18 protein-coding genes and 1 pseudogene are annotated in these 23245 nt (G+C 67.7%); 5 read left to right on the top strand and 14 right to left on the bottom strand.

Annotated elements, in window-relative coordinates; genetic code table 11:
- Nucleotides 1-23: 23 nt before the first annotated feature.
- The 4 genes from ACNQQL_RS02285 to nthA all read right to left on the bottom strand — a co-directional run bounded on the left by ACNQQL_RS02285 (nt 24) and on the right by nthA (nt 3350).
- Complete coding sequence (locus ACNQQL_RS02285) at nt 24-611, bottom strand: LysE family translocator (RefSeq protein WP_204422847.1); 588 nt, start codon at nt 609-611, stop codon at nt 24-26.
- Between the two features lie 183 nt (nt 612-794).
- Nucleotides 795-2057 carry a GTP-binding protein gene (locus ACNQQL_RS02290; protein ID WP_347063057.1) on the bottom strand — a complete coding sequence of 421 codons (1263 nt, stop codon included), beginning with the start codon at nt 2055-2057 and terminating at the stop codon, nt 795-797.
- Nucleotides 2054-2707 (bottom strand): nitrile hydratase subunit beta, encoded by a 654-nt coding sequence (gene nthB / locus ACNQQL_RS02295; RefSeq protein WP_347063058.1) that lies wholly within the window; start codon nt 2705-2707, stop codon nt 2054-2056. The genes ACNQQL_RS02290 and nthB overlap by 4 nt, the downstream gene beginning before the upstream one ends.
- A gap of 43 nt (nt 2708-2750) precedes the next feature.
- Nucleotides 2751-3350 (bottom strand): nitrile hydratase subunit alpha, encoded by a 600-nt coding sequence (gene nthA / locus ACNQQL_RS02300; RefSeq protein ID WP_072436711.1) that lies wholly within the window; start codon nt 3348-3350, stop codon nt 2751-2753.
- A gap of 511 nt (nt 3351-3861) precedes the next feature.
- Between nthA and ACNQQL_RS02305 the strand changes: the two genes are divergently transcribed.
- The 4 genes from ACNQQL_RS02305 to ACNQQL_RS02320 all read left to right on the top strand — a co-directional run bounded on the left by ACNQQL_RS02305 (nt 3862) and on the right by ACNQQL_RS02320 (nt 8664).
- A complete protein-coding gene (locus ACNQQL_RS02305; protein WP_347063059.1) occupies nt 3862-4758 on the top strand; it encodes a transporter in 897 nt (298 codons plus the stop codon).
- A gap of 95 nt (nt 4759-4853) precedes the next feature.
- Nucleotides 4854-5906, top strand: a complete 1053-nt coding sequence (locus tag ACNQQL_RS02310) for a phenylacetaldoxime dehydratase family protein (protein ID WP_072436713.1) — start codon at nt 4854-4856, stop codon at nt 5904-5906.
- 46 nt (nt 5907-5952) lie between these two features.
- A complete protein-coding gene (locus tag ACNQQL_RS02315; RefSeq protein ID WP_347063060.1) occupies nt 5953-7479 on the top strand; it encodes an amidase in 1527 nt (508 codons plus the stop codon).
- 144 nt (nt 7480-7623) lie between these two features.
- A complete protein-coding gene (locus tag ACNQQL_RS02320) occupies nt 7624-8664 on the top strand; it encodes a helix-turn-helix domain-containing protein (RefSeq protein WP_072436918.1) in 1041 nt (346 codons plus the stop codon).
- A gap of 73 nt (nt 8665-8737) precedes the next feature.
- On the opposite strand, the gene ACNQQL_RS02325 is transcribed toward ACNQQL_RS02320, so the two are convergent.
- From ACNQQL_RS02325 to ACNQQL_RS02350, 6 genes are all read right to left on the bottom strand, one after another.
- Entirely contained in the window at nt 8738-10195 is a 1458-nt protein-coding gene (locus ACNQQL_RS02325) for a heavy metal sensor histidine kinase (protein WP_347063061.1), read from the bottom strand.
- Nucleotides 10192-10887, bottom strand: coding sequence for a heavy metal response regulator transcription factor (locus ACNQQL_RS02330; RefSeq protein WP_034179625.1), 696 nt, complete (start codon nt 10885-10887; stop codon nt 10192-10194). The genes ACNQQL_RS02325 and ACNQQL_RS02330 overlap by 4 nt, the downstream gene beginning before the upstream one ends.
- 22 nt (nt 10888-10909) lie before the next feature.
- The gene (locus ACNQQL_RS02335; RefSeq protein ID WP_347063158.1) at nt 10910-12415 is read right to left on the bottom strand and encodes an efflux transporter outer membrane subunit; all 1506 of its coding nucleotides are present in this window, start codon (nt 12413-12415) and stop codon (nt 10910-10912) included.
- Nucleotides 12416-12420: 5 nt separating this feature from the next.
- Entirely contained in the window at nt 12421-13650 is a 1230-nt protein-coding gene (locus ACNQQL_RS02340) for an efflux RND transporter periplasmic adaptor subunit (RefSeq protein WP_347063062.1), read from the bottom strand.
- Between the two features lie 26 nt (nt 13651-13676).
- On the bottom strand, nt 13677-16844 hold the full coding sequence (locus ACNQQL_RS02345; RefSeq protein WP_347063063.1) for an efflux RND transporter permease subunit: 3168 nt from the start codon (nt 16842-16844) through the stop codon (nt 13677-13679).
- A 229-nt stretch (nt 16845-17073) separates the two neighbouring features.
- Nucleotides 17074-17829 carry a Crp/Fnr family transcriptional regulator gene (locus tag ACNQQL_RS02350; protein ID WP_072436719.1) on the bottom strand — a complete coding sequence of 252 codons (756 nt, stop codon included), beginning with the start codon at nt 17827-17829 and terminating at the stop codon, nt 17074-17076.
- Between the two features lie 168 nt (nt 17830-17997).
- On the opposite strand from ACNQQL_RS02350, the gene ACNQQL_RS02355 reads away from it, so the two are divergent.
- Complete coding sequence (locus ACNQQL_RS02355) at nt 17998-19650, top strand: acyl-CoA synthetase (RefSeq protein WP_347063064.1); 1653 nt, start codon at nt 17998-18000, stop codon at nt 19648-19650.
- Nucleotides 19651-19678: 28 nt separating this feature from the next.
- Here ACNQQL_RS02355 and ACNQQL_RS02360 read toward each other — a convergent pair whose 3' ends face one another.
- The 4 genes and pseudogenes from ACNQQL_RS02360 to ACNQQL_RS02375 form a co-directional block, all read right to left on the bottom strand.
- Nucleotides 19679-21661, bottom strand: coding sequence for a Cache 3/Cache 2 fusion domain-containing protein (locus ACNQQL_RS02360; RefSeq protein WP_347063065.1), 1983 nt, complete (start codon nt 21659-21661; stop codon nt 19679-19681).
- A gap of 152 nt (nt 21662-21813) precedes the next feature.
- The gene (locus ACNQQL_RS02365; RefSeq protein ID WP_072436722.1) at nt 21814-22245 is read right to left on the bottom strand and encodes a YqaA family protein; all 432 of its coding nucleotides are present in this window, start codon (nt 22243-22245) and stop codon (nt 21814-21816) included.
- A 93-nt stretch (nt 22246-22338) separates the two neighbouring features.
- Nucleotides 22339-22527 (bottom strand): annotated as a pseudogene (locus ACNQQL_RS02370) (hypothetical protein); the annotation flags it as partial.
- A complete protein-coding gene (locus tag ACNQQL_RS02375; protein WP_347063066.1) occupies nt 22524-23192 on the bottom strand; it encodes a LysE family translocator in 669 nt (222 codons plus the stop codon). The pseudogene ACNQQL_RS02370 and the gene ACNQQL_RS02375, both read right to left, overlap by 4 nt.
- Nucleotides 23193-23245: the final 53 nt, after the last annotated feature.

The raw sequence follows: 23245 nt of genomic DNA on the forward strand, positions 1-23245 counted from the left end.
CGCCCGATCTGCGGGCCGGCCGGCTAGACGTCGAGCAGGAAAAGCGCGCTGCCCGCGAGCAGCAGCGCCATCAGCCGGTTGAACATGCGCATGCGCCGCGCGTTCGCGAGCCGGTGCCGCAGCGACGCGCCCGCATAGCCCCAGCACGCGATCGACGCGAAACAGATCACCAGATACAGCGCGGCGAATTGCCAGACCTGCGCGCGGTCGCCATCGGCCGCATACGCGCCCATCGCGGCCACGCACGCGAGCCACGCCTTCGGATTCAGCCACTGCATCGCCGCGCCGGCCGCCGCCGACGGGCCGGCTACGTTCGGATCGGCCGACAGCCGGCCGTCGTCGAGCGCGAGACGCAGCGCCATGTACAGCAGGAACGCGATCCCCGACCACTGCGTGGCGGTCGTCAGCACAGGCCAGCGCACGAGCGCCGCGTGCAGGCCGAGGCCGATCAGCAGGAACAGCGCGACGAAGCCGAGCGTCGCGCCGGCCGCATAGCGCAGGCTCGCGCCGAGGCCGTGGCGGGCGCCCGCGCTGAGCGCGACGATGTTGACGGGACCGGGCGTGATCGACGACGCCAGCGCGAACGCGGCCATCGAAACCAGCATGCTCATTGATTGTCTCCATGCGAATGTCAAAGTCGCATCGAGACTAAAGAAGCCGCGCGTGTCGGTATTGAAGAAAACTGCCCTCGGCGTCGCTGTCGGGATTCACGTCACGCTGAACCGGTCGCAGCGCTCACCGGCGACCGAAAGTCGTTGGACGCACCGTTGCAGCCGCAGTCGTCGAGTCTCACGTCACGGACGGGCGGTAGTCGCGAGCGCGTCGAACACGTCGGCTTCCGGAAGCTGCAGCCACGACTCCGGGCCCGCATCGATTTCTTCGACCGTCAGCAGACACGCATCGAGTTCGCGACGCAACCGGACGTGATCGATCGACTGCCCGATGAACACGATCTCCTGCCGGCAATCGCCTGTCGGCTCCTCCCATTTTTTCAGCACGCCGTCGCGACGATAGTCGTCGTGCGGCCAGTCTGATTGAGGAACGAATCGCCACCATCGCCCGACGTAACCCCACTGGAACGCGCCGCCCGTTTGCACGAGCATGGCGATGTCGGCATATCGGTGCGCAGCCCAGACATATCCCTTGCAGCGAAGCAGTCGGCCGTTGGCCCAGGGGCGACGCAGCCACGCGAGCAGGCGCGCCGGATGAAACGGCGCACGTTCGTGATAAATCCACGATGCGATCCCGTACGCATCGGATTCCGAGGGGCGTTCGTCGACCTGCATGCGTTGCATCCATCCCGGCGATTCGACGAGCGCCGGGAGATCGAAACGCCGCGTATCGAGGACGTCTGACGGATCGATCTCGCCGTGCTGCATCGGCAGGATTCGCGCGGACGGATTCAGCGATGCAAGGATGGCGCTCAGCCTGTCGAAACCTGCGTCGCCGATCCGGTCGAGTCGGCTCACGAGGATCACGTTCGCATATTCGACTTGTTCGATCAGCAGGTCCGACAGCTTGCGCGGCGGACCGGAATCGCTGCCGTTCGCGAGCGTGGCGTCGCGCGTGACCGGTTCAGCCGACGCGATCATGTCCTCGAACGTCTCGCCGTTGACCACCGTGACGAGCGTGTCCAGCCGCGCGAGTTCGCTGAGGCTGAAACCGTCGCGGTCGAGGAACGCGAACGTCTCCGCAACCGGCATCGGCTCCGAGATACCGGTCGACTCGATCAGCAGATAGTCGAAGCAACGCTGCCGCGCGAGCGTGCTGATCTGCTCGAGCAGATCGGCGCGCAGCGTGCAGCAGATGCAGCCGTTGCTCATTTCGACGAGTTCGTCCTCGCCTCGACGTAGCTCGACGTTGCGGCGCACGTCGTCGGCGTCGACGTTCACTTCGCTCATGTCGTTGACGATCACGGCGACCTTCAGGCCGGCGCGGTTGCGCAGGATGTGGTTCAGCAACGTCGTCTTCCCGGCGCCGAGGAAGCCGGACAGCACGGTGACCGGAATCCTCGGCGGTGCGGCGGCCGGCGCTTGTCGATTTCCCGGCGTCGTCATGCGCTCTGCCCGGACGCGCGATCCAGGTAGCCTTCGAACAGGTCGACCACAACGTAACCGTCGTCGGCGGCGGCGCCCCACAGATCCTTCACGCGGAACTCGACATGATAGGTCGGCTGATGCGCGGCTCCGGTGTCGCCGTGGCCGATCGCGTCCGGGAAGGGCCACGATTCGGTCGTCCGGTGCAGCACGACGCCTTCCTTGCCGCGAACGTAGCCCGGCGCGCGGATGTGTCCGCTGACGTATTCGTCGCGAACGACGACGCGATCGCCGACCTCGAACCGCGTCGAGTCGGGCGGTGCCGCCCGGCCGCCGGATTTCGGCGGGTTTGCGAGCCGGAAATGCGAACCGAGCGCGCGGTCGAGCTCATCCTGCGTGAGCACGCCGGTTTCGACGAGCAACGTGGCCGTCGCGATCACGTAGCGCTCGTAGTAGCGCGTGCCGACGTGCTGGCGCACGTCGATGCGTTCGACTGCGTGACGTACCTCGTCGACGCTGAATTTTTTCAGTTGGTCCACGCCGACGAACATCAGGCTGTACGCGAGATGCTCCCAGTCTTCCTTGAAGACCGGCTTGTAGCCGAGACTGTCGATCGTGTGCGGCACCGGGCCGAAACCCTGGAATCCGCCGAGGTCGTGAAAGCCGTCCATATGTGACTCCGAGATGAAGGTCGAAAGCGAAACGTGGTGCGAGTCAGTGCACGCGTGGTAGCGCCACGCCGATCAGCACGTCCTTCGTGACGAGCGTGCGCAGTTGTTCCTCGGTCATGTGCTCACTGCCGGCCGGCCGCACCGGCAGCACGAGATAGCGGCTTTCGGCGGTCGTATCCCAGACCTTCACGACGACGTCGTCGGGCAGGTCGGTGCCGAGTTCGCGCAGCACCGTGCGCCCTTCGCGGACGAGTCGCGCACGATATTCGAAGCCCTTGTACCACTCGGGCGGCAGCCCGAGCACCGGCCAGTTCGTGCATGAGCACAGGCTGCAGACGATCACGTTCTTCAGCGCCGGCGTGTCTTCGAGCGCGACGATGTATTCGCCCTGCGGCCCGGTGTAGCCGAACTGCGCGCACGCGGCCGTGCCGTCCTTCAGCAGCAGTTCGCGAAACGCCGGGTCGACCCACGCGCGCGCGACGATGCGCGCGCCGTTGGCCGGATCCCAGGTCGTGGACATCAGCTCGGTCAGGCCTTCGATATAGCCGTCGGGGATCAGGTTCTTCTCTTTCATCACGCGAAACAGCGCCCAGGCACGTTCGCCGGGCGTCGAGGCTGTTTCCGCGGAAGGGATCGCGCTCATCGTGGGGTTCCTTGTGGTGGTTCGGGTTGACCGCCGCCATCGCGTTGGTACTGCCGTGGCGGGGCGTGGAAGCGTGGTGTCGGTCACGCTCGACGAGCAGGGTAAGAAGAGAAAAAGCGCGGTTCTTTGCCGGCACGGATCGGAAACTATGCTGAGACGGCCCCGTGGCGCGGCAGGGGCCGACGCGCAACGGAGGCACGGCGATTCGTGGCATCGACAGCGCGCCCGGCACGCAACCGCGGCGGCCGGCGCACGTTGTGCGACCGCCGTATGGCACGGGTCGCGGAGGTCCGCCACAGCCAATTTCTTGTTCCGCCGGAAAACAGAAATGCGGATTTTGCCTTTCTATTCTCACCCTCAAGCGACGGTCGTTCGATGTCGCGAATCGCCGGTACTCCCGCAGTAACGGCGGAACAACAGTCAGCCAACACCCCGCGATTCCACCGTCCGGCAACGATTCCCGTTCGTCGTACGTCGAGCGCGGCGGTGTCTGCGCATCCAGGTGAGGAGCATGATGGACAACGTCAACAGAATGAAACTGAAGCGAATCGCGCGCTGGATCGGCTTGTCGCTGATGGTCGTCGCATCGCATTACGCGGGCGCGGTCGAGGTCGATCCCGGCGATTACGAGCAGTATCCGGCCGGCGCGACGATCGGCGTGCTGTACTACAACTACTCCGCGACGAACGCCTACTACGCGAACGGCCACCGGACGTCGGATTTCGACCTGCAGTCCAATATCGGCATCGCCCGCCTGCTGCATGTATTCCAGCTCACCGACAGGCTCACGATCGATCCGCAGGTGTTGCTGCCGTTCGGTCACGTCAGCAGCTTCGGCAACGCCGGCGCGCTTGGCAGTACGAACGGTGTCGGCGACGTGATCCTGACCGCACCGTTGAAGTTCCGCCTGAACGACGCGAAGGACGTCGTCGCCGCGACGGTATACGTCTACGCGCCGACAGGGAGCTACGACCAGAACCGCGGTCTCAATCTCGGCGCCAACCGCTGGTCGCTCGATTTCCAGGCGGCCTACATCAAGCACTTTTCGCCGCAGTGGGCGCTCGATCTCGTCGGCGACGCGATCTGGTACGGCAACAACACGTCGTACGGCGCGAGCGGCACGACGCTGCATCAGCGGATGAGCTACAGCGCACAGGCGATGGTGCGTTACATGCCCGATCCGGGCACGTCGCTCGGGATCGGCATCACGCAGCTCTGGGGCGGTGAAACGAGCGTGGGCGGCGCGGACAACAACGACGCGCTTCGCACGACGCGCATGCGGATCACCGCGGCGAAATTCGTGACGAAGTCCGATCAGGTGCAAATCCAGCTCGGCACCGATCTGAGCGTGCGCAACGGCCCGAAGAACAGCCTGCTCGCCGGCCTGCGTTACGCGCACATCTTCTGACGACCCGCGTGCGCCGGGATACGCCCGGTGCATCTCGCTCCGTGTCCCCAACGTCGATACCTCGACATCCGATTCCCTTTCAAGAGAGGTCACGCATGGAATCCGCCATCGACAAACACCTGATCTGCCCGCGGACGCTGTCGCGCCGCGTCGCCGACGATTACCAGCCGCCGTTCCCGATGTATGTCGCCCGGGCCGCCGAAGACCTGAGCCAGGTCGTGATGGGCTATTTCGGCGTGCAGTATCGCGGCGCCGACAAGCGCGCCACGGCGCTGGCCGCATTGCGCCGGATCGTCGCCGATTTCGGTGCGCAGGACGGCCCGAACAACTTCGATCTGACACAACACACCGACGACCAAGGCTACGAGAACCTGATCGCCGTCGGCTACTGGCGCGATCCGGCCGCGTATGCGCGCTGGATTGCGTTGCCGGCACTCGTCGAATGGTGGGCCTCCGACGCGCGTCTCGCGGACGGGATCGGCTACTTCCGGGAAATCGTCGCGCCGCGCGCCGAGCAGTTCGAGACGCTCTACGCATTTACGAGCGATTTCCCCGGCGTCGGCGCGATCATGGACGGCGTCAGCGGCGAGATCGAGGAGCACGGCTACTGGGGATCGATGCGCGACCGGTTCCCGATCTCGCAGACGGACTGGATGCGCGCGGACGGCGAGTTGCGCGTCGTCGAGGGCGATCCGGCCCGTGGCGGCCGCGTGGTCGTACTGGCACACGACAACATCGCGCTGATTCGCTCTGGCCAGGACTGGCGCGCGGCCGAGCGCGACGAGCGCCGACTGTATCTCGAGGAGATCGAGCCGACGCTGCGCAGCGGGATGGAATTTCTGCGCGACAACGGCGCGGACGTCGGCTGCTACAGCAATCGCTACGTGCGCTCGATCGATCTCGACGGCAACGTGCTCGACGAGAGCTACAACATCGGCCACTGGCGCTCGCTCGACCGCCTCGAGCGCTGGGCCGAATCACACCCGACGCACCTGCGGATCTTCGTTACATTCTTCCGCGTCGTGACCGGGCTGTCGAAACTGCGGCTGTATCACGAGGTTTCCGTCTTCGACGCCAAGCATCAGGTTTACGAATACGTGAACTGCCATCCGCGCACCGGACTGATGCGCGACGCCGTCACCCGCTGAATCCCGCCGGCGCCGGCGGTGCCGCTTACCGAACTGGAGAACGTCGATGGCCATCAAACGCCCGACTCGCGAACAACTGTCCGACATTGCAGCCGGTTTCGGCTTTCATGTCGATTCCCGCCAACTCGCCGAATACGACGATGCCCTGCAGGCGAACTTCGATGCGTACGACGCCATCGACGCGCTGCCCGACTATCTGCCCGTCGTCGCGTATCCGCGCACGCCCGGCTACCGCCCGGAAGGCGACGAGAACCGTTACGGCGCGTGGGCGCGCAAGAGCACGATCCACGGTGCCGCGGACGGCAAGCTGCGCGGCAAGACGGTGGTCGTGAAAGACAACATCTGCGTTGCCGGCGTGCCGATGCGCAACGGCGCGAGCACGTTCGAGGGCTACGTGCCCGACGTCGATGCGACCGTCGTCACCCGGGTGCTCGACGCCGGCGGCACGATCGCCGGCAAGTCGACCTGCGAGTACTACTGCTTTTCCGGCGGCTCGCACACGAGCGCGTCGGGGCCGGTGCACAATCCGCGCAAGGCAGGGCACTCGTCCGGCGGCTCGTCGTCAGGCAGCGGCGCGCTGGTCGCGAGCGGCGAGGTCGACATGGCGCTCGGCGGCGACCAGGGCGGCTCGGTCAGGATCCCGTCCGCCTATTGCGGCGTCTACGGGATGAAGCCTACGCACGGGCTCGTGCCGTACACCGGCGCGATGCCGATCGAGGCAACCGTCGATCATCTGGGGCCGATGACGAGCAACGTGCTCGACAACGCGCTGCTGCTCGATGTCATCGCGGGCGACGACGGACTCGATCCGCGCCAACGGGCGTTGCCGCCGCGCGCCGATTATCTCGGCGCGATCCGCGACGGCATCGCGGGACTGCGGATTGGCATCCTGCGCGAGGCGTTCGGGCTCGCGAATTCGGAGAAAGTGGTCGACGAGGCCGTGCTGGCCGCCACGCACCGGTTGCGCAAGCTGGGCGCGAGCGTCGACGAAGTGTCGGTGCCGCTGCATGCCGCCGGCACCGCGATCTGGCTGCCGATTGCGGCCGAGGGTGCGACGCAGCAGATGATGAAGGGCAACAGCCACGGTTTCAACTGGGGCGGCCTGTACGTGACCGGCATGATCGATCATCACGCGGGCTGGCGCGAGCGGGCCGATGAGTTGCCGGATACCGTGAAGGTGACGATGCTGCTCGGCGAATATTTCACGAGCCGGTATCGCGGGCGCTACTACGCGAAGTGCCAGAACCTCGCGCGGCGCTTGCGATCGGCTTACGACGCGGCGCTGCAGTCGTACGACGTATTGGTGATGCCGACCGTGCCGATGCGCGCGTCGAAGCTGCCGGAGCCCGGTTGCGCGATGTCCGAGTCGCTGACGAGGGCGTTCGAGATGCTCGCGAATACCGCGCCGTTCGACGTGTCCGGGCATCCGGCGATGTCGCTGCCGTGCGGGGTAGCCGACGACCTGCCGATCGGGCTGCAACTGGTCGGGCGCCGTTTCGACGAGGCGACGCTCTATCGCGTTGCGTATGCGTATGAACAGTCTTCCGACTGGCGTCGGACGACATGCTCATGACATGCCCGGAGCGGTAGCGCGTCGCCGCCGCGCCGCGTGTCGGTCCGACCGGCAACGCGGCGTACGCGGTCATCGATTGGACAATGCGCTTTTGAACGGGCACGCTACCGGCTGCGTGTTTGCTAACCCATGTGGGGCACGACCATGACGATGCGTCCTTTCCCGCGCGCCGCAAGCGGCGACGCGCCTGGTCTGGCGTCCGACAGCCCGCTGGACGAACGGACGAACGCGGCCATCGAGGTGCCGACCGACGGCTCGGTCAGCCAGCGTATCGAATTCTGGCGCGAGACGATTCTGCGCCTGTTCGCGGACGTGCAGATCGCGGCCGTGCAGAAAGCCGATTTCTTCGGCCGAGTGCGGCAGCGCAAGTGCGAAAAGATGCGAATCTCGGAAATCCACGCGAGCGAGCAGGCCGTGATTCGGCGTTATCGCCAGGCGCGCAGCGAGTATGAGGACAAGTATTTCGGAGTATTGATGCTCGAGGGCAGCCAATCGGTCGAGCAGGACGGCAAGATCGTCACGCTGCGCCCCGGGGATTTTGCGATCTACGACGCGACACGGCCTCACCACCTGCAGTTCGGCCAGTCGTGGCGCGAGATCGTCGTCAGCATTCCCCGCGCGACGCTGAACCAGCTCGTCATCGGGATGGAGCACCGCACGGCGTGCCCGACGCAAACCGGGGAGGGCGTCGGCAGCGTCATGCGTGCGTTTCTCGAGCAGATGTCGTCGCAGATCCGTAGCGTGACCGAGGACGAGATGCGGCAGTTGTCGGATACCGCGATCACGCTGATCGCGATGACGCTAGGGGGCATGCAGCGCAACGACCTCGCGCAATCGAGGATGAAGGCGTTGACACTGACGCGTGTGAAGCGGCATGTGCTCGAGCACCTGCACGATCCGGAGCTGAACCCGATGATGATCGAACGGTCGATCGGGATTTCGTCGCGGTACATCAACAAGCTCTTCGAGGCCGAGGAGACGTCGCTGATGCGTTACGTATGGAACCTGCGGCTCGAACGGTGCGCGCAGGATCTCGCGAATCCGCAATGCGTGGCGCTGCGCGTGTCCGACGTCGCATTGCGCTGGGGATTCAACGACATGTCGCATTTCAGCCGCGTGTTTCGCGAGCGGTTTGCGATGTCGCCGCGGGCGTGGCGCGAGCAGGGTGGCAAGCCACGCGCGTAATGCGTCCCGGGCCGCGTTCGTGGCCGGCAAGCGCCGATCGGAGGCGGCCGGACGTCGACAGGCGCGGCCGCCGTCAATGCAGCGCGCGTGGTGCGTGGGCCGGACGCGAAGCGGCCGAGTCGGCTGCGTCGGCTGCGTCGGCCGCGCGTAGCGGTCCGCCCGCGCGGGGTTCCGTCGACACCGAGAAGCCGAACGTATTGATGCCGCCCGAGCACGCGACGAACACGCCGCCGCCGTGCATCTCGGCCACGGCCTTGACGATCGACAGCCCGAGCCCGTGGTTCTCCTTGCTGTTCGCGCGCGCTTCCTCGAGCCGGTAGAAGCGCTCGAACACGTGCGAGCGCTGCACCGGATCGATCGGCTCGCCGGGGTTCGACACGGCCATCTCGACGAGCGTGTCGCGGCGCGCGATCGTCACGTTCACCGTCGCGCCGGGCGCCGAATGCTGGATCGCGTTGATCAGCAGGTTCGTCATCGCGCGGCGAAACAGCGACGGATCGACGGCAGCGCGCGCATCGCCGTGCAGTTCGGCGCGCAATTGCGCCTCGTCGAGCGGGATCTCGAGGAAATCGAGCATGCGCCGCACCTCGTCGGCGAGCGACACGTCCTTCAGGTCGGTCGCGCGTTCGCCGCGATCGCTGCGCGACAGGAACAGCATGTCGTTGATGATCACGCGCAGCCGCTCGAATTCCTCGAGGTTCGACTGCAGCGTCTGGCGCATCCGGTCGACCGAGCGATCGCGGCTCGTCAGCGCGACCTGGGTCTGGCCGATCAGGATGCTGACCGGCGTGCGCAGCTCGTGCGCGACGTCCGCGTTGAAGGCCTCGAGCCGCGCGTAGGTTTGCTGGATGCGTTCGAGCGCGCCGTTGAACGAGGTGGCGAGGTCGCGCAGCTCGGCCGGCAGCGCGTCGGTGTGCAGCCGCTGGCGGCGGTTCGTGGCGCTCACGGTTGCCGCATCCTGCGACAGCCGGTCGAGCGGCGCGAGCCCGAAGCGCGCGACCGCGCGGCTCAGCAGCAGCGTGATGACGGTGGCGGTGGCGATCAGCGCCGCGAGCGTCAAGCCGAAGCGGCGCAGCATCCGCTGCGTGCGCTCGCACGAACTGGCGACGATCAGCTTCAGCGTCGGACGCTCGCCGTTGCCGGCGACCGTGACGGTCTTCGTCATCACGTCGTAGCTGCTGTCGTTGAGCGCGTAGCGCTGGAACGCGCCGAACGGCGGATCGACGGGCACGCCGTTCACCGGCGTACCGAAGCGAAATGCCGGGTTCGTGCTGTCGACCTGATAGCGCGTCGAGCCGTCGGGCGGTTCCAGGTCGGCCAGCTTTTCCTGCATGAGCCGCCCGCGTGTGGCCGTCGTCGCATGCGACACGATCATCTCGGCGACTTTGGCGCGTGTATCGAGCGTCGCGCGCAGCTCGGCGAACAGCTGGCGTTCCATCATCACGAACAGCCCGCAGCCGACCAGCGTGAACACGAGCAGCGACACGATGCCGAACATCGCAGACAGCCGCAGGACGATCGAGCGTTTCATGCCTGCCTCTCGGTGTCGCCGTCCTCGCGCGCCTCGAGCACGTAGCCCATCCCGCGGATCGTGTGCAGCAGCTTGTCCGCGAACGGGCCGTCGAGTTTCGCGCGCAGGCGCTTGATCGCCGTCTCGACGACGTTCGCGTTGCTGTCGAAGTTCACGTCCCACACGAGTTCGGCGATCGTCGTCTTCGACAACACCTCGCCGCTGCGCCGCGCCAGCACGCCGAGCAGCTGGAATTCCTGCGCGGTCAGGTCGAGCCGCGTGCCGTCGCGGGTCGCGCGGCGGCCGATCAGATCCACGCGCAGGTCGCCGATCGAGATCAGCGTCGATTCCTGCACGCGCGCGCGGCGCGTCAGCGCGCGCAGCCGTTCGATCAGCTCGAGGAACGAGAAGGGCTTGGTCAGGTAGTCGTCGGCGCCGCCGCGCAGCCCGCGCACGCGGTCGTCGACGCGGTCGCGCGCGGTCAGCATGATGACGGGAGTCTGCTTCTGCGCGCGCAATGCACGCAGCACGCCGAAGCCGTCGAGCTTCGGCAGCATCACGTCGAGCACGACCACGTCGTAGTCGAATTCGACGGCCTTCCATGCGCCGTCCTCGCCGTCGAGCGCGGTGTCGACGACCCAGCCTTCCTCGGTCAGGCCGCTCTTCAGGTATTCGACGACTTTCGGTTCGTCTTCGACGATCAGCACTTTCATGTTGTTGTTCCGCGTAACCGGGTTAGGGGCCGACGCCCGCGGTGCGCTGCGGGCCGGCTGCCGCGACGTCGGACGGCGCGGGGCCGCTCGTCGCATCGCCGTCCCAGCCGCCGCCGAGCGCCTTCGCGAGAAAGACGACGAGCGCCGCGCGCTGGCCCTGGATCTGCACGGCCTGGCGCTCGCTCGTCAGCAGTTGCTGCTGGGCCGTCAGCACGTCGATGAACGGCGTCAGGCCGCCCGCGTAGCGGTCCTGCGCGAGCGACACGAGCTTGCGCGCGTCGTCGACGGCCGCCGATGCCTGCCGCGCGGCGTCGGCCAGCACCGACAGGCCCGTCACCGCATTTTGCACCTCCTGGAACGCGGTGAGCACGGTCTGCCGGTAGCTGGCCTGCGCGGCGGCATAACCGGCCTGCGCGAAATCGACGCCGGCCTTCAGCTTGCCGCCTTCGAACAGCGGCTGGCTGACCGACGCGCCGACCGACCACAGCAGCGCCGGCACGGTGAACAGGCTCGCGAAGCGCGTCGCATCCCAGCCGATGTCCGGCGACAGCGCGATGCGCGGGAAATACGCGGCGCGCGCGACGCCGATCTGCGCGTTCGCGGCCGCCATCGCGCGCTCGGCCGACGCGACGTCGGGGCGCCGCTGCAGCAGGTCGCTCGGCATGCCGGTCGGCAGTGCGGGCGCGTTGATCGGCACCACGCGCGGCGGCAGCGAGAATTCGGGGGCCGGCGTGCCGACCAGCGTCGCGATCGCGGTTTCGACCTGCGCGCGCTGCTGGATCAGCAACTGTGCCTGCGTGCGCGTCGCGTCGAGCTGCGAGCGCTGCTGCAGCAGGTCGAGGCCCGACACGGCACCGAGTTCGTGGCGCGCGCTCACGTAGTCGAGCGCCTTTTGCTGCAGGTCGATCGAGCGCTTGACGACGTCGATCTCGCTGTCGAACTCGCGCAGCGCGAAATAGCTCGACGCGAGATCGGCGGTCAGCACGAGGCGCGCGTTCGCGAAATCGTCGTGCGCCTGCTCGGTGCTCGCCTGCGCGGATTCGACGCTGCGCCGCACGCGCCCGAACAAGTCGAGCTCGTAGCTGACGCTCGCGCCGACCTGAATCTCGTTCTGCACGGTCGACATGCTGTGCGTCGCGTAGTTGGTCTGCGGCCGGTCGGCGGAGATCTTGAAGCGCTGGCCGCTCGCGGTCAGGCCGACCGCCGGATACTGCGCGGACGCGACCGATGCGAGCGTCGCCTTCGCCTGGTCGTAGCGCGCGGCGACGGCCTTCAGGTTCTGGTTGTTGCGCAGCGCGTCGGCTTCGAGCGCGTCGAGCTGCGGATCGCCGAACGCGGTCCACCACGCGGGATCGAGCGGCGCCCGGGCCGGCGCGGCCGGGTGCCAGTACGCGTCGGCCGGGTCGAGCCGCCACGCGGCCGGCGTATCGACGGCCGGGCGCCGGTAGTCGGGGCCGACCGTGCAGCCGGCGAGGGCGGCTGCCGCCATGACGGCGGCGAGCGCCGCAGGCCGCACGCGGGCGCGCATCGCGATCACGACTTCGCTCCCGCGACGGCCGATGCGGGTTTGGCCGCCGGCGCCGACACGACGACCGGATCGCCGTTCGCGAGCGCGTCGCTCGGGTTCGCGACCAGGCGGTCGTTCGGCGTGATCGGCCCGTCGACTTCGAGCGTCTGTCCGATCGTGCGCACGACCGTCACCGGTTTCAGGCGGACCTGGCCGTTCGCGTCGACGGTCGCGACCGTCGGGCCTTCGGCGCGGAACAGCAGCGTATTGGCCGGAATCTGCAGGCGGCCGACCGGCGTCATCGGCAGCGTCGCCTGCACGTATGCGCCGGGCAGCAGCCGTGCATCCGGGTTCGGCAGCGTGATCTCGATCTGCAGCGAACGCGTCGCGACATCGATCGACCCGGACGTGCGCGTGATCGTGCCGTCGAAGCTTCGGCCCGGCAGCTCGGCCTGCGCGACGCTCACGTGCTGGCCGACCTTCACCTGCTGCGCGTACGCCTGCGGCACCTGAACGTAGAGGCGCAACCGGTCGGCCTGCACGACCGTGAACAGCGAGCGGCCCGCGTTGCCGGAGCTGACGAGATCGCCGACGTCGACGTTGCGCTGCGTGACGATCCCGTCGATCGGCGCGACGATCCGCTGGAAACCCTTCAGTTCGGTGAGCCGGCGCATGTTCGCATCGGCCGCGGCGAGGTTCGCGGTGCCCTGGTTGAATGCGCCCTGGCGGTCGTCGAGTTCCTGCTGCGACACCGCATCGCGCTGGCGCAACTGCTGCGCGCGGTCGAACGACGTCTTCGCGAGCGCGAGCGCCGCCTGCGCCTGCTGGCGCTGCGCGGTGGCCTGCGCGAGCTCCTGGTTCAGTTCGGGCGTGTCGAGTTCGGCGAGCACTTGCCCCTGCTTCACGTGCGCGCCGATATCGGCCTGCCAGCGCAGCACATAGCCGCTCGCGCGCGCGTAGATCGGCGCCTCGACGAAGCCGCGCAGCGTGCCCGGCAGCGTCAGCTTGCCGCCGGTGGCCGCGTCGGCCGGGCGCACGACGTTCACGTAATGGCGCGTGTTCTGCTCGGCGATCGCGTCGAGCCGGTTGCGGTTCAGCACGTTGACGACGATCGTGCGCGCGGCGCCGGCGGCCAGCAGCACGCCGATCACGATCAGCACGATTCGCCCGCGCCGCGACACCGACGTGCGCGTCGGCAGGTGCATGCCGTGTTCGTCCACCTGGATGCCGACGGAGCTGTGATGTTTCTCTTCCATGAGTTGACCGGGTCTATAGGCGAAAGTCAGTGTCCGGCCTGGCGCGCGCGCCGGCGGGCCAGCCGCGAATGCACGCCGCCGAACACGAGCGGCACGAACAGCAAGGTCGACACGGTTGCGAACAGCAGCCCGCCGATCACCGCGCGGCCGAGCGGCGCGTTCTGCTCGGCGCCTTCGCCGAGACCGAGCGCCATCGGCACCATGCCGATGATCATCGCGAGCGCGGTCATCAGCACCGGCCGGATCCGCGTCGCGCCGGCCTCCAGCGCGGCCGTGAGCGGCGGCGCGCCGGCCGCGAGACGCTGGCGCGCGAACGACACCACGAGAATGCTGTTCGCGGTCGCGACGCCCACCGTCATGATCGCGCCCGTCAGCGCGGGCACGCTCAGGTGCGTGCCGGTGACGAACAGCATCCACGCGATGCCGGCGAGCGCGGCGGGCATCGCGCTGATGATGATCAGCGGGTCGAGCCACGACTGGAAATTGACGACGATCAGCAGGTAGACGAGCACGATCGCCATCGCGACACCCGCGCCGAGGCCGATATACGACGTGCGCATCGTCTCGATCTGGCCGCGCATCGTCAGGTCGGTGCCGCGCGGCAGGCTCGCGCGCATGTCGGACACGATGCGGTCGATCTCGCCCGCGACCGAGCCGAGGTCGCGGCCCTCTACGCTCACGTACAGGTCGATCGCCGGCCGGATGTTGTAGTGCGTGATCACGGCCGGATTCGCGGCGGTGCGCACCTGCACGAGGTTGCCGAGCAGTTGCAGCGGCATGCCCGTGCGGCCGCTGGCCGAGATCGGCGTGCCGAGCAGGTCGTCGACCGACGAGATGTCGTATTGCGGGGTCTGGATCTGCAGCGGGTACTGGACGCCCGTTTTCGGGTTGATCCAGAACGACGGCGTCGTCTGCGAACTGCCGGACAGCGAGATCAGCATGTTCTGCGCGACGTTCTGCGCGGAGAGATTGAGCTGCTGCATGCGCGTACGATCCATGTCGGCCAGCAGGGTCGGCTCGTCGTTGCGTTGCAGCACGTGCACGTCGACGGCGCCGGGGATTTGCCTGACCTTTTTCATCAGGTTGCTCGCGATAGTCATGTTACTCGCGAGATCGTTGCCGAGCACCTGCACGTCGATCGCGGCTGGCTGACCGAAGTTGAGGATCTGCGTGATGATGTCCGACGGCTGGAAGAAGAATTCGACGCCCGGGAAGCGTTCGGGCAGCAGCTTGCGCAGCGTCTGCACGTAGTGCGTGGTCGCGCGGTGGCCGGGCTTCAGCGCGATCAGCAGCTCGCCGTCGAGCGTGCCGATGGTGCCGGCATTGCTGTACGACAGGTTGATGCCGCTGACGGGCAGGCCGAGGTTGTCGACGATCGCGCCGAGTTCGTCGGGCGGCACGACTTCGCGGATCACGCGCTCGACCCGGTCGGCGAGGCGCGCGGTTTCCTCGATCCGGTAGCCGGTCGGCGCGCGCATGTGCAGCCGGATGTTGCCGGAATCGGCATTCGGGAAGAAGTCGCGGCCGAGCGCGAACACGAGGCCCGTCGACAGCACGCAGAAGCCGAGGAAGCACATCGCGTAGAAGCGGCGGCGCACGAGCAGCATGCTGAGCAGCACGATGTACCACGCGCGCAGCCGCTCGAACGCGTTGTTGAACGCATGATGGAGGCGCGCAAAACGCGACGTCGCATGATCGGGGCCGGTGCTTGCCTGCTGCGGGCGGAACAGCAGCATCGCGAGCGTCGGCACGAGCGTGCGCGACAGCACGTACGACGCGAGCATCGCGAACACGACGGCTTCCGCGAGCGGCACGAACAGGAAGCGTGCGACGCCCGTCAGGAAGAACATCGGCACGAACACGATGCAGATGCACAGCGTCGACACGAACGCGGGCACCGCGATCTCGCCGGCGCCTTCGAGGATCGCCTCGTGCAGGTCCGTACCGAGATGCAGGTGCCGCTCGATGTTCTCGATCGTGACGGTCGCGTCGTCGACCAGGATCCCGACCGCGAGCGCGAGCCCGCCGAGCGTCATGATGTTGATGGTCTCGCCGAGCGCCGACAGCGCGATCAGCGACGTGAAGATCGACAGCGGAATCGAGATCGCGATGATCAGCGTGCTGCGCCAGTTGCCGAGGAACAGCAGGATCATCATCGCGGTCAGCACGGCCGCGATCAGCGCCTCGTGGATCACGCCCTGCACGGCCGCGTTGACGAACACCGACTGGTCGAACAGCGGCGTGATCGTGAGCCCTTCGGGGAGCGTCGGGATCACCTTCGGCAGCAGCGCCTTCAGGTCCGACACGACCTTGAGCGTCGACGCGTCGCCGCTTTTCAGGATCGACACGAGCACGCCGCGCTGGCCGTTCTGGCGCACGACGTTGGTTTGCGGCGCGAAGCCGTCGCGCACGGCCGCGACCTCGCGCAGGTAGGTCGTCGCGCCGTTGACGGTCTGGATCGGCAGGTTGTTGATGTCGGCGACCGTATCGGCCGACGCGTTCGTGTCGATCCGGTATTCGGTCTGGCCCATCTTCGCGGTGCCGGTCGGCAGCACGAGATTCTGCGCGTTGACCGCGTTGACGATGTCGGCCGGCGTGAGGCCCTTCGCGAGCAGCGCCTGCGGATCGAGATCGATCGCGACCACGCGCGTGCGGCCGCCGTACGGGAACGGCACCTGGGCACCGGGAATCGTGATCAGTTGCGGGCGCAGGAAGTTCAGCGCGATGTCGGCGAGCGACTGTTCGCTGAGCGTCGTGCTCGACAGCCCGAGCTGGATCACCGGGATGCTCGACGCGGAATAGGTGATCACGAGCGGCGGCGTCGCGCCCTGCGGCATCTGCCGCACGATCGCCTGCGCGGACGAGACCGTCTGCGCGATCGCCGTCTGCACGTTCGCGCCGGGCTGCAGGAACACCTTCACGACCGCGATGCCGGGCAGCGACGTCGACTCGACATGCTGGATGTTGTTGACGGTCGTCGTCAGGATTCGTTCATGCACGGCCGTGATGCGGTTCGTCATCTCCGTCGCGGAGAAGCCGCTGTAATTCCAGATCACGCTGATCACGGGGATGTTGATCGCGGGCAGCACGTCGACCGGCGTGCGCATCAGCGCAAGCGGCGTGGCCAGCACGATCATGATGGCCATCACGATGAACGTGTAGGGGCGCCTGAGCGCGAGATTGACGATCCACATGGAGGCAGCGGGACAGGCGGTGATCAGGCGTCGGTGAGGGGAACCCGAATGATAGGCGTCGGCGTGGAACGGGTTACTGTCGCGAAACTGGCGGGATTGTCAGGTTGGGCGCGCGGACGCCGCCGGCCGATTCCGCAGATGAAATGCGCGCGCATGCCGCGACCGGCGAACCGCCGCGGCACCGGATGCGCGCGTCGTGCCGGCGACGGTTTCGCTCATCGCGCCGCGCTCAGATCTGCTCCATCCCGAAACGCGCGAGCGCGCCCAGATCGACGACCTCGATCTGGTTGTACGCGAGCCGCAGCGCGCCGAGCTTCTCGAGCTGCTGCAGCGCCTGATTGATCCGCTGCCGCGACACGCCGACGAGCATCCCCAGTTCCTCCTGCGAGATCGACAGCGACGGGCCGGTGTCCGGGTACAGGTCCGGATTGAAGAGTTGCGCGAGCGCCTGCGCGACGCGCGCATCGACGTCGAGCAGCCGGCTGTTCTGGATCGACGCGATGAATTCGCCCATCCGGTTGTTCAACTGGTGGATCACGAAGCGCGTGAACGGCAGGCTCGTGTCGAGCAGCGCATGGAACGTGTCGACCGGCACGAACAGCACGGTCGAGCGCTGGATCGCGACGACCTCGTACTTGCGCAGTTCGCGCTTGATCACGCTGCCTTCGCCGAACCAGCCGCCCGACGGCACCCCCGAAAACGTGCAGCCGCGCCCCGACGCGTTGAAGATCGCAAGCTTCAGCAGCCCGCGATGCACGCCGATCCAGTATTCGGACGGCGCGAGCCGGTGCGCGATCACGTCGCCGGCCTCGCACTGCTCGACATGCGACTGCGCGAGCACCAGCGCCTGGTGTTCGGGCGCGAGCGTGCGGAACCACGCGCACTGGCCGAACAGCGTCGACAGCGCCGGCAGCGGGCCCGGTTCGGGAAGCGCGTCGGCCGGGTGGGCGGCCGCGTCGGGCGGCGCAACGTGGTGATCGTGCATGGGTGCGGGTTTGCGAGGTTAGGGATAACGCGCGGTGCTCGAAAGGCACTCTGTCGTTTCGATGACAGACGGCTCACAATAACGCCCGTTAGGCTGTCGGCAATTGAACCACATCAAAGCGATCCGGGGTGCATGCACACCGGTCGACAGAACACGGGAGACAGGATCATGACGCAGATGTTCGAGGCCGGGCTCGGCCGCCGCGATGCCAATTACGTACCGCTCACCCCGATCGACTTCCTGGTCCGGACGGCGGAAGTCTACGGCGAGCGCCTCGCGATCGTGCACGGCGACGTGCGGCGCACGTGGGGCGAGACCTACACGCGCGCGAAGCAGTTGGCGAGCGCGCTCGCGCAGGCCGGCGTCGGGCGCGGCGACACCGTCGCGGCGCTGCTGCCGAACATCCCGGCGATGGTCGAGGCGCACTTCGGCGTGCCGATGGCCGGCGCGGTGCTGAACACGATCAACACGCGGCTCGACGTGCCGTCGGTGATCTTCATGCTGCGTCACGGCGAGGCGAAGGTGCTGATCGTCGACACCGAATACGCGGAGCTCGCGCATCGCGCGGCGCTCGAGGTGCCGGGCCTGAAGATCGTCAGCGTCGCCGATGCGATGCCGGCCGATCCCGAGCGCTTCGCGGGCGCGATCGACTATGAAGCGTTTGTCGCCGGCGGTGACGCCGACTACGCATGGACGCCGCCCGCCGACGAATGGGACGCGATCGCGCTGAACTACACGTCCGGCACGACCGGCGACCCGAAGGGCGTGGTCTACCACCATCGCGGCGCGTATCTGGCGGCGATCAGCAACATCCTCGAATGGGACATGCCGAAGCACGCGGTGTATCTGTGGACGCTGCCGATGTTCCACTGCAACGGCTGGTGCTTCCCGTGGGCCGTCGCGGCGCGTGCGGGCGTGAACGTCTGCCTGCGCAAGTTCGACGCGAAGACCGTGTTCGACCTGATTCGCAGCGAACGCATCACGCACTATTGCGGCGCACCGATCGTGCAGAGCGCGATCGCGAACGCGCCGGCCGAATTCCGCGAAGGCATCGACCATACGGTGCACGCGATGGTCGCGGGCGCGGCGCCCGCGCCGGCGGTGATCGCGAAGATGAAGGAGATCGGCTTCGACCTGCTGCACGTGTACGGGCTGACCGAGGTCTACGGCCCGGCGACCGTGTGCGCGAAGCAGGCGCACTGGGAAGCGCTGCCCGATGAAGAGCGCGCGCGGCTCAATGCGCGCCAGGGCGTGCGCTACCACCTCGAAGCGGGCGCGACGGTGCTCGATCCCGACACGATGGCGCCGGTGCCGGCCGACGGCGAGACGCTCGGCGAGATCATGTTCCGCGGCAACATCTGCATGAAGGGCTACCTGAAGAACCCGCACGCGACCGACGAGGCGTTCCACGGCGGCTGGTTCCATACCGGCGATCTCGGCGTGCTGACGCCGGACGGCTATATCCGCATCAAGGATCGCCGCAAGGACATCATCATCTCGGGCGGCGAGAACATCTCGAGCATCGAGGTCGAGGACGCGCTGTACCGGCATCCGGCCGTCGCCGTTGCGGCGGTGGTCGCGATGCCCGACCCGAAATGGGGCGAGGTGCCGTGCGCGTTCGTCGAGCTGCGCGAAGGCGCGCGCGCGACCGAGGAGGAGATCGTCGCGCACTGCCGGCAACTGCTCGCGGGCTTCAAGGTGCCTAAGGCCGTGCGCTTCGGCGAGCTGCCGAAAACGTCGACCGGCAAGATCCAGAAGTTCCAGCTGCGCAATGCGGTCGGCTCGGACAAGGCGATCGACCTGGCGGGCGACAAGAAGTAGGCGGCGAGCGGCCGCCGCCGGTCGACGTTCATGCGTCGCGTTCGAGCCGGAACACGCTGACGGCTTCCGACAGTTGCGCGGCCTGGTCGCGCAGTGCGACGGCCGCGCGTTCGGCGTCCGAGATCAGCGTCGCGTTCTGCTGCGTGGTCTCCCCGATCTGCGTGACGGCCTGGTTCACCTGCTCGATACCGGTCGATTGTTCTCGCGACGCGGCGCTGATCTCGCCGATCAGCGTGCTGACCTGATCGACGCGCGCGACGATGTCGCGCATCGTGCCGCGCGCCGCGTCCGCGATTCGGTACCCCTGTTCGACGGTCGTCGACGATTCGGCGCTCAGCGCGTCGATTTCCTTGACCGCGGCCGCGCTGCGCTGGGCGAGCGCGCGCACTTCGGCCGCGACCACCGCGAAGCCCTTGCCGTGCTCGCCTGCGCGCGCGGCCTCGACGGCTGCGTTCAGCGCCAGGATGTTGGTCTGGAACGCGATGCCTTCGATCGCGCCCGTGATTTCGGCGATCCGGCGCGTTGCGCGGCCGATTTCGTCCATCGTCGCGACCACGCGCTGCACGGCCTCGTCGCCGTCGGTCGCGGCCGCCGATGCGTTCGCGACCAGCGCGTTCGCTTGCGCCGCGTGCTCGGCGTTCTGCTGCACGGCGGCCGTGATCTGCTCCATGCTGGCCGCCGTCTGTTCGACGCTGCTCGCCTGTGTCGCGATCCGCGCGGCGATGTCGCCGCTGCCGGCCGCGATGCCGACCATGCCGCGCGCGATGTCGGCCGAGCCGCTGCGCACCTGCGCGACGATCCGCGCCAGGCCGTCGCCGATCCCGTCGACCGCCTGCACGAGCCGGCCGATCTCGTCGTTGCGCGTGGCGCCGCGTGTCGTCTCGCCGTCGCGGATCCGCACGCTGAGGTCGCCCGCCGCGTAGCGTTCGGACGCGCGTGCCGCCGCATCGAGCGGCCGGCTCACGACGCGCCTCACGACGACGACGAACAGCGCCGCGAACGCCGCGACGAGCACGGCTGCGATCATCAGGAATCGATCGCGGAGGGTGCGCATGCCGGCCAGCAGTTCGTCGTCGATCGCGATGCCGCCGACCAGCCACTGCCACTGCGGAACCGTCGTGAACGACATGAATTTCGCGGTTGGCCGGCTGTCGTGCGCGGCCGGGTCGGCCGACGTATACGCGAGCCGGCCGTGGCCGGCCGCGAGCATCTGCGTGTACGGCGCGCGCGCGTCGTCGGCGCGTTGGCCGGCTGCATCGGGATGGACGACGAAGGTGCCGCGCGATGCGCCCGGCGAGGCGTCGAGCACGAAGTAGTAGCCGTTCTCGCCGACCTTCAACGCACGGATGCCGTCCTGGACGACTTGCAACTCGGCGCCGACGTCGAGCCCGACGAACAGTGCGCCGATCACGCGGCCGCTTGCATCGGTGACCGGCTTGTACTGCGTGATGTATTGCCGGCCGAACAGTTTGGCAAGGCCCGTGTAGCTGCGCCCGGCGACGAGCGGCGCGTACGCGGGGCTCGCGCGATCGAGGCGTGTGCCGACCGCGCGTGCCCCGTCCTGTTTCTTCAGCGACGTCGTGATGCGCACGAAATCGTCGCCGTCGCGCGCGAAGATCGTCGCGATCGCGCCGCTTTTCTTCAGGAACTGGTCGGGAATCGAGTAATCGAGGTCGAGCGGCTGGCCGCCCGCGGACAGCGTGGGCGCGGCGACGCCGCCGATGTCGACGGTGCGCGCCGGGTCGAGCGAGAAATCGGCCGGCAGGAAACTCGCGAACAGCGACATCGCGCGACTGGCTTCGGCCGACAGCGCCTTGTCGAACATCTCGACCATCGCACGGATCGACTGCTCCTTGTCGGCGATTCGCGCGTGCGCCTCGTCCGCGAGTTGCTGGCTGGCGAAATGGGCGAGCGCCCACGCGAAAACGGTGAACAGCAGTGCGACGAGCGTGCACGCCAGCGCGGCCAGGCGCGCGCCGACGCTCACCCGGCCCAATTGGGTCAATCTCATACGGCATCCTGAGTGGGGTGGGAGAGGGGCGGAACGCACGCGTCACCGCAGACTGTAAGGAATACGGCAGCTTCGGCGGATTCTTTAGCGTTGCGAAGCCGGTGGCGGCGCAAGCGGGCGCCATCGACGGAGGAAAGGTCGCGTCAGTACCGTCAGTACGTCACGAGCCACGCGACGGCCAGGTAGCGGCCGACCTTCGCGAGCGTGACGATCGCGAGAAAGGTCGGCAGCGGCTCGCGCAGCACGCCGGCGATCATCGTCAGCGGATCGCCGATCACCGGCGCCCAGCTCAGCAGCAGCGACCAGCGGCCGTAGCGCGCATACCAGCGTTCGGCGCGTGCGAGCGCGGACGGCTTGACCGGAAACCAGCGGCGGTCGCGGAAGTGCTCGATGCCGCGCCCGAGCGCCCAGTTGATCGCGGAGCCGGCGACATTGCCGAGGCTCGCGACGAGCACCAGCGCCCACACAGGCTCGCGCCCGGCGAGCAGCAGGCCGGCGAGCACGGCTTCGGACTGGAGCGGCAACAGGGTCGCGGCGACCATCGACACGGCGAACAGGCCGCCGTAAGTGAGCAATTCGGACATCGCGCGATTGTACCGGTCGAGCGCCGACCGCTCCGGGTCACACGGTTAGCGGCTCAACGGCTCAACGGCTCAACGGCTCAACGGCTCAACGGCTCACTGGGCCGGCGGTTCACTGGGGCAGGCGGCATCGGCGGTCCCGAACACCAGATTCGAGATCACCGACTTGTCGCCCGGTTCGTCGTTGAGCGTGCTTGCGAGCAGCTCGCCCGCGAGTTGCCGCGGCGAAAACACCGTGTCGGGTTTCGGCAGCCGCAGCCGTTCGAGGTTGCGCTGCTTGCTCAGTTCCAGCCGACCATGATCGCGCCCATCCCGACGAGCAGCCCGCCCGTCACGCGGTTCATCGCGCGCATCCGCGCCGGCCGCCGCAACGCGCGGCTCAGCCGGTGCGAGAACAGCGCCATCGACGCGACGCCGCCCGCGAACAGCAGCGCGAACGTTGCGGCGAGCAGCAGGTATTGAAGGTTCAGGCTCCAGTCGGCGTTCGGGCTGATGAACTGCGGAAAGAACGACGGAAAGAACAGCAGCGTCTTCGGATTCAGGCCCGACGTCGCGACGCCGCGCCAGAACAGCGCGCGTCCGGTGTCGGCGTCCTGCGGGACGATCGTGGCTCCAGCTCCAGCCCTGGCTGCGACTTCCGCCGATGCGGCGGGCGCGTTGACCGGCGAGCGGCCGAGCCATTGCTTGCCGCCGAGCCACACGAGATACGCGGCGCCGGCCCAGCGCAGCACGGTGAGCGCGTGTTCGTCGATGTGGACCAGCGAATTCAGGCACAGCGCGGTCAACGCGAGTTGCAGCAGCACGGCGAGCGTGCCGCCCCACACGCACGGCAGCGCGCGGCGCCAGCCGGCGCGCAGCGCCTGGTTCATCGTGAGCAGGTTGACGGGGCCGGGCGCGTAGATGAGAACGACGGAAGCAGCAAGGAACGACAGATAAAGCCTGAACGACATGACGGGAAGTGCGAGAACGGGGATGCAGGCACCGGCTCCGCACGCGGTCGGAT

The sequence above is a fragment of the Burkholderia sp. LFS061 genome (assembly GCF_047978125.1).
Lineage (GTDB): Bacteria > Pseudomonadota > Gammaproteobacteria > Burkholderiales > Burkholderiaceae > Burkholderia > Burkholderia pyrrocinia_C.

Excerpts from the sequence above, each read along its gene's own strand:
- ACNQQL_RS02340 (WP_347063062.1), bottom strand. The coding sequence starts at position 13,650 with ATGGAAGAGAAACATCACAGCTCCGTCGGCATCCAGGTGGACGAACAC.
- ACNQQL_RS02305 (WP_347063059.1), top strand. The coding sequence starts at position 3,862 with ATGATGGACAACGTCAACAGAATGAAACTGAAGCGAATCGCGCGCTGG.
- ACNQQL_RS02310 (WP_072436713.1), top strand. The coding sequence starts at position 4,854 with ATGGAATCCGCCATCGACAAACACCTGATCTGCCCGCGGACGCTGTCG.
- nthB (WP_347063058.1), bottom strand. The coding sequence starts at position 2,707 with ATGGACGGCTTTCACGACCTCGGCGGATTCCAGGGTTTCGGCCCGGTG.
- ACNQQL_RS02375 (WP_347063066.1), bottom strand. The coding sequence starts at position 23,192 with ATGTCGTTCAGGCTTTATCTGTCGTTCCTTGCTGCTTCCGTCGTTCTC.
- nthA (WP_072436711.1), bottom strand. The coding sequence starts at position 3,350 with ATGAGCGCGATCCCTTCCGCGGAAACAGCCTCGACGCCCGGCGAACGT.
- ACNQQL_RS02290 (WP_347063057.1), bottom strand. The coding sequence starts at position 2,057 with ATGACGACGCCGGGAAATCGACAAGCGCCGGCCGCCGCACCGCCGAGG.
- ACNQQL_RS02330 (WP_034179625.1), bottom strand. The coding sequence starts at position 10,887 with ATGAAAGTGCTGATCGTCGAAGACGAACCGAAAGTCGTCGAATACCTG.
- ACNQQL_RS02325 (WP_347063061.1), bottom strand. The coding sequence starts at position 10,195 with ATGAAACGCTCGATCGTCCTGCGGCTGTCTGCGATGTTCGGCATCGTG.
- ACNQQL_RS02335 (WP_347063158.1), bottom strand. The coding sequence starts at position 12,415 with ATGCGCGCCCGCGTGCGGCCTGCGGCGCTCGCCGCCGTCATGGCGGCA.
- ACNQQL_RS02315 (WP_347063060.1), top strand. The coding sequence starts at position 5,953 with ATGGCCATCAAACGCCCGACTCGCGAACAACTGTCCGACATTGCAGCC.
- ACNQQL_RS02320 (WP_072436918.1), top strand. The coding sequence starts at position 7,624 with ATGACGATGCGTCCTTTCCCGCGCGCCGCAAGCGGCGACGCGCCTGGT.
- ACNQQL_RS02360 (WP_347063065.1), bottom strand. The coding sequence starts at position 21,661 with ATGAGATTGACCCAATTGGGCCGGGTGAGCGTCGGCGCGCGCCTGGCC.
- ACNQQL_RS02365 (WP_072436722.1), bottom strand. The coding sequence starts at position 22,245 with ATGTCCGAATTGCTCACTTACGGCGGCCTGTTCGCCGTGTCGATGGTC.
- ACNQQL_RS02355 (WP_347063064.1), top strand. The coding sequence starts at position 17,998 with ATGACGCAGATGTTCGAGGCCGGGCTCGGCCGCCGCGATGCCAATTAC.
- ACNQQL_RS02285 (WP_204422847.1), bottom strand. The coding sequence starts at position 611 with ATGAGCATGCTGGTTTCGATGGCCGCGTTCGCGCTGGCGTCGTCGATC.
- ACNQQL_RS02345 (WP_347063063.1), bottom strand. The coding sequence starts at position 16,844 with ATGTGGATCGTCAATCTCGCGCTCAGGCGCCCCTACACGTTCATCGTG.
- ACNQQL_RS02350 (WP_072436719.1), bottom strand. The coding sequence starts at position 17,829 with ATGCACGATCACCACGTTGCGCCGCCCGACGCGGCCGCCCACCCGGCC.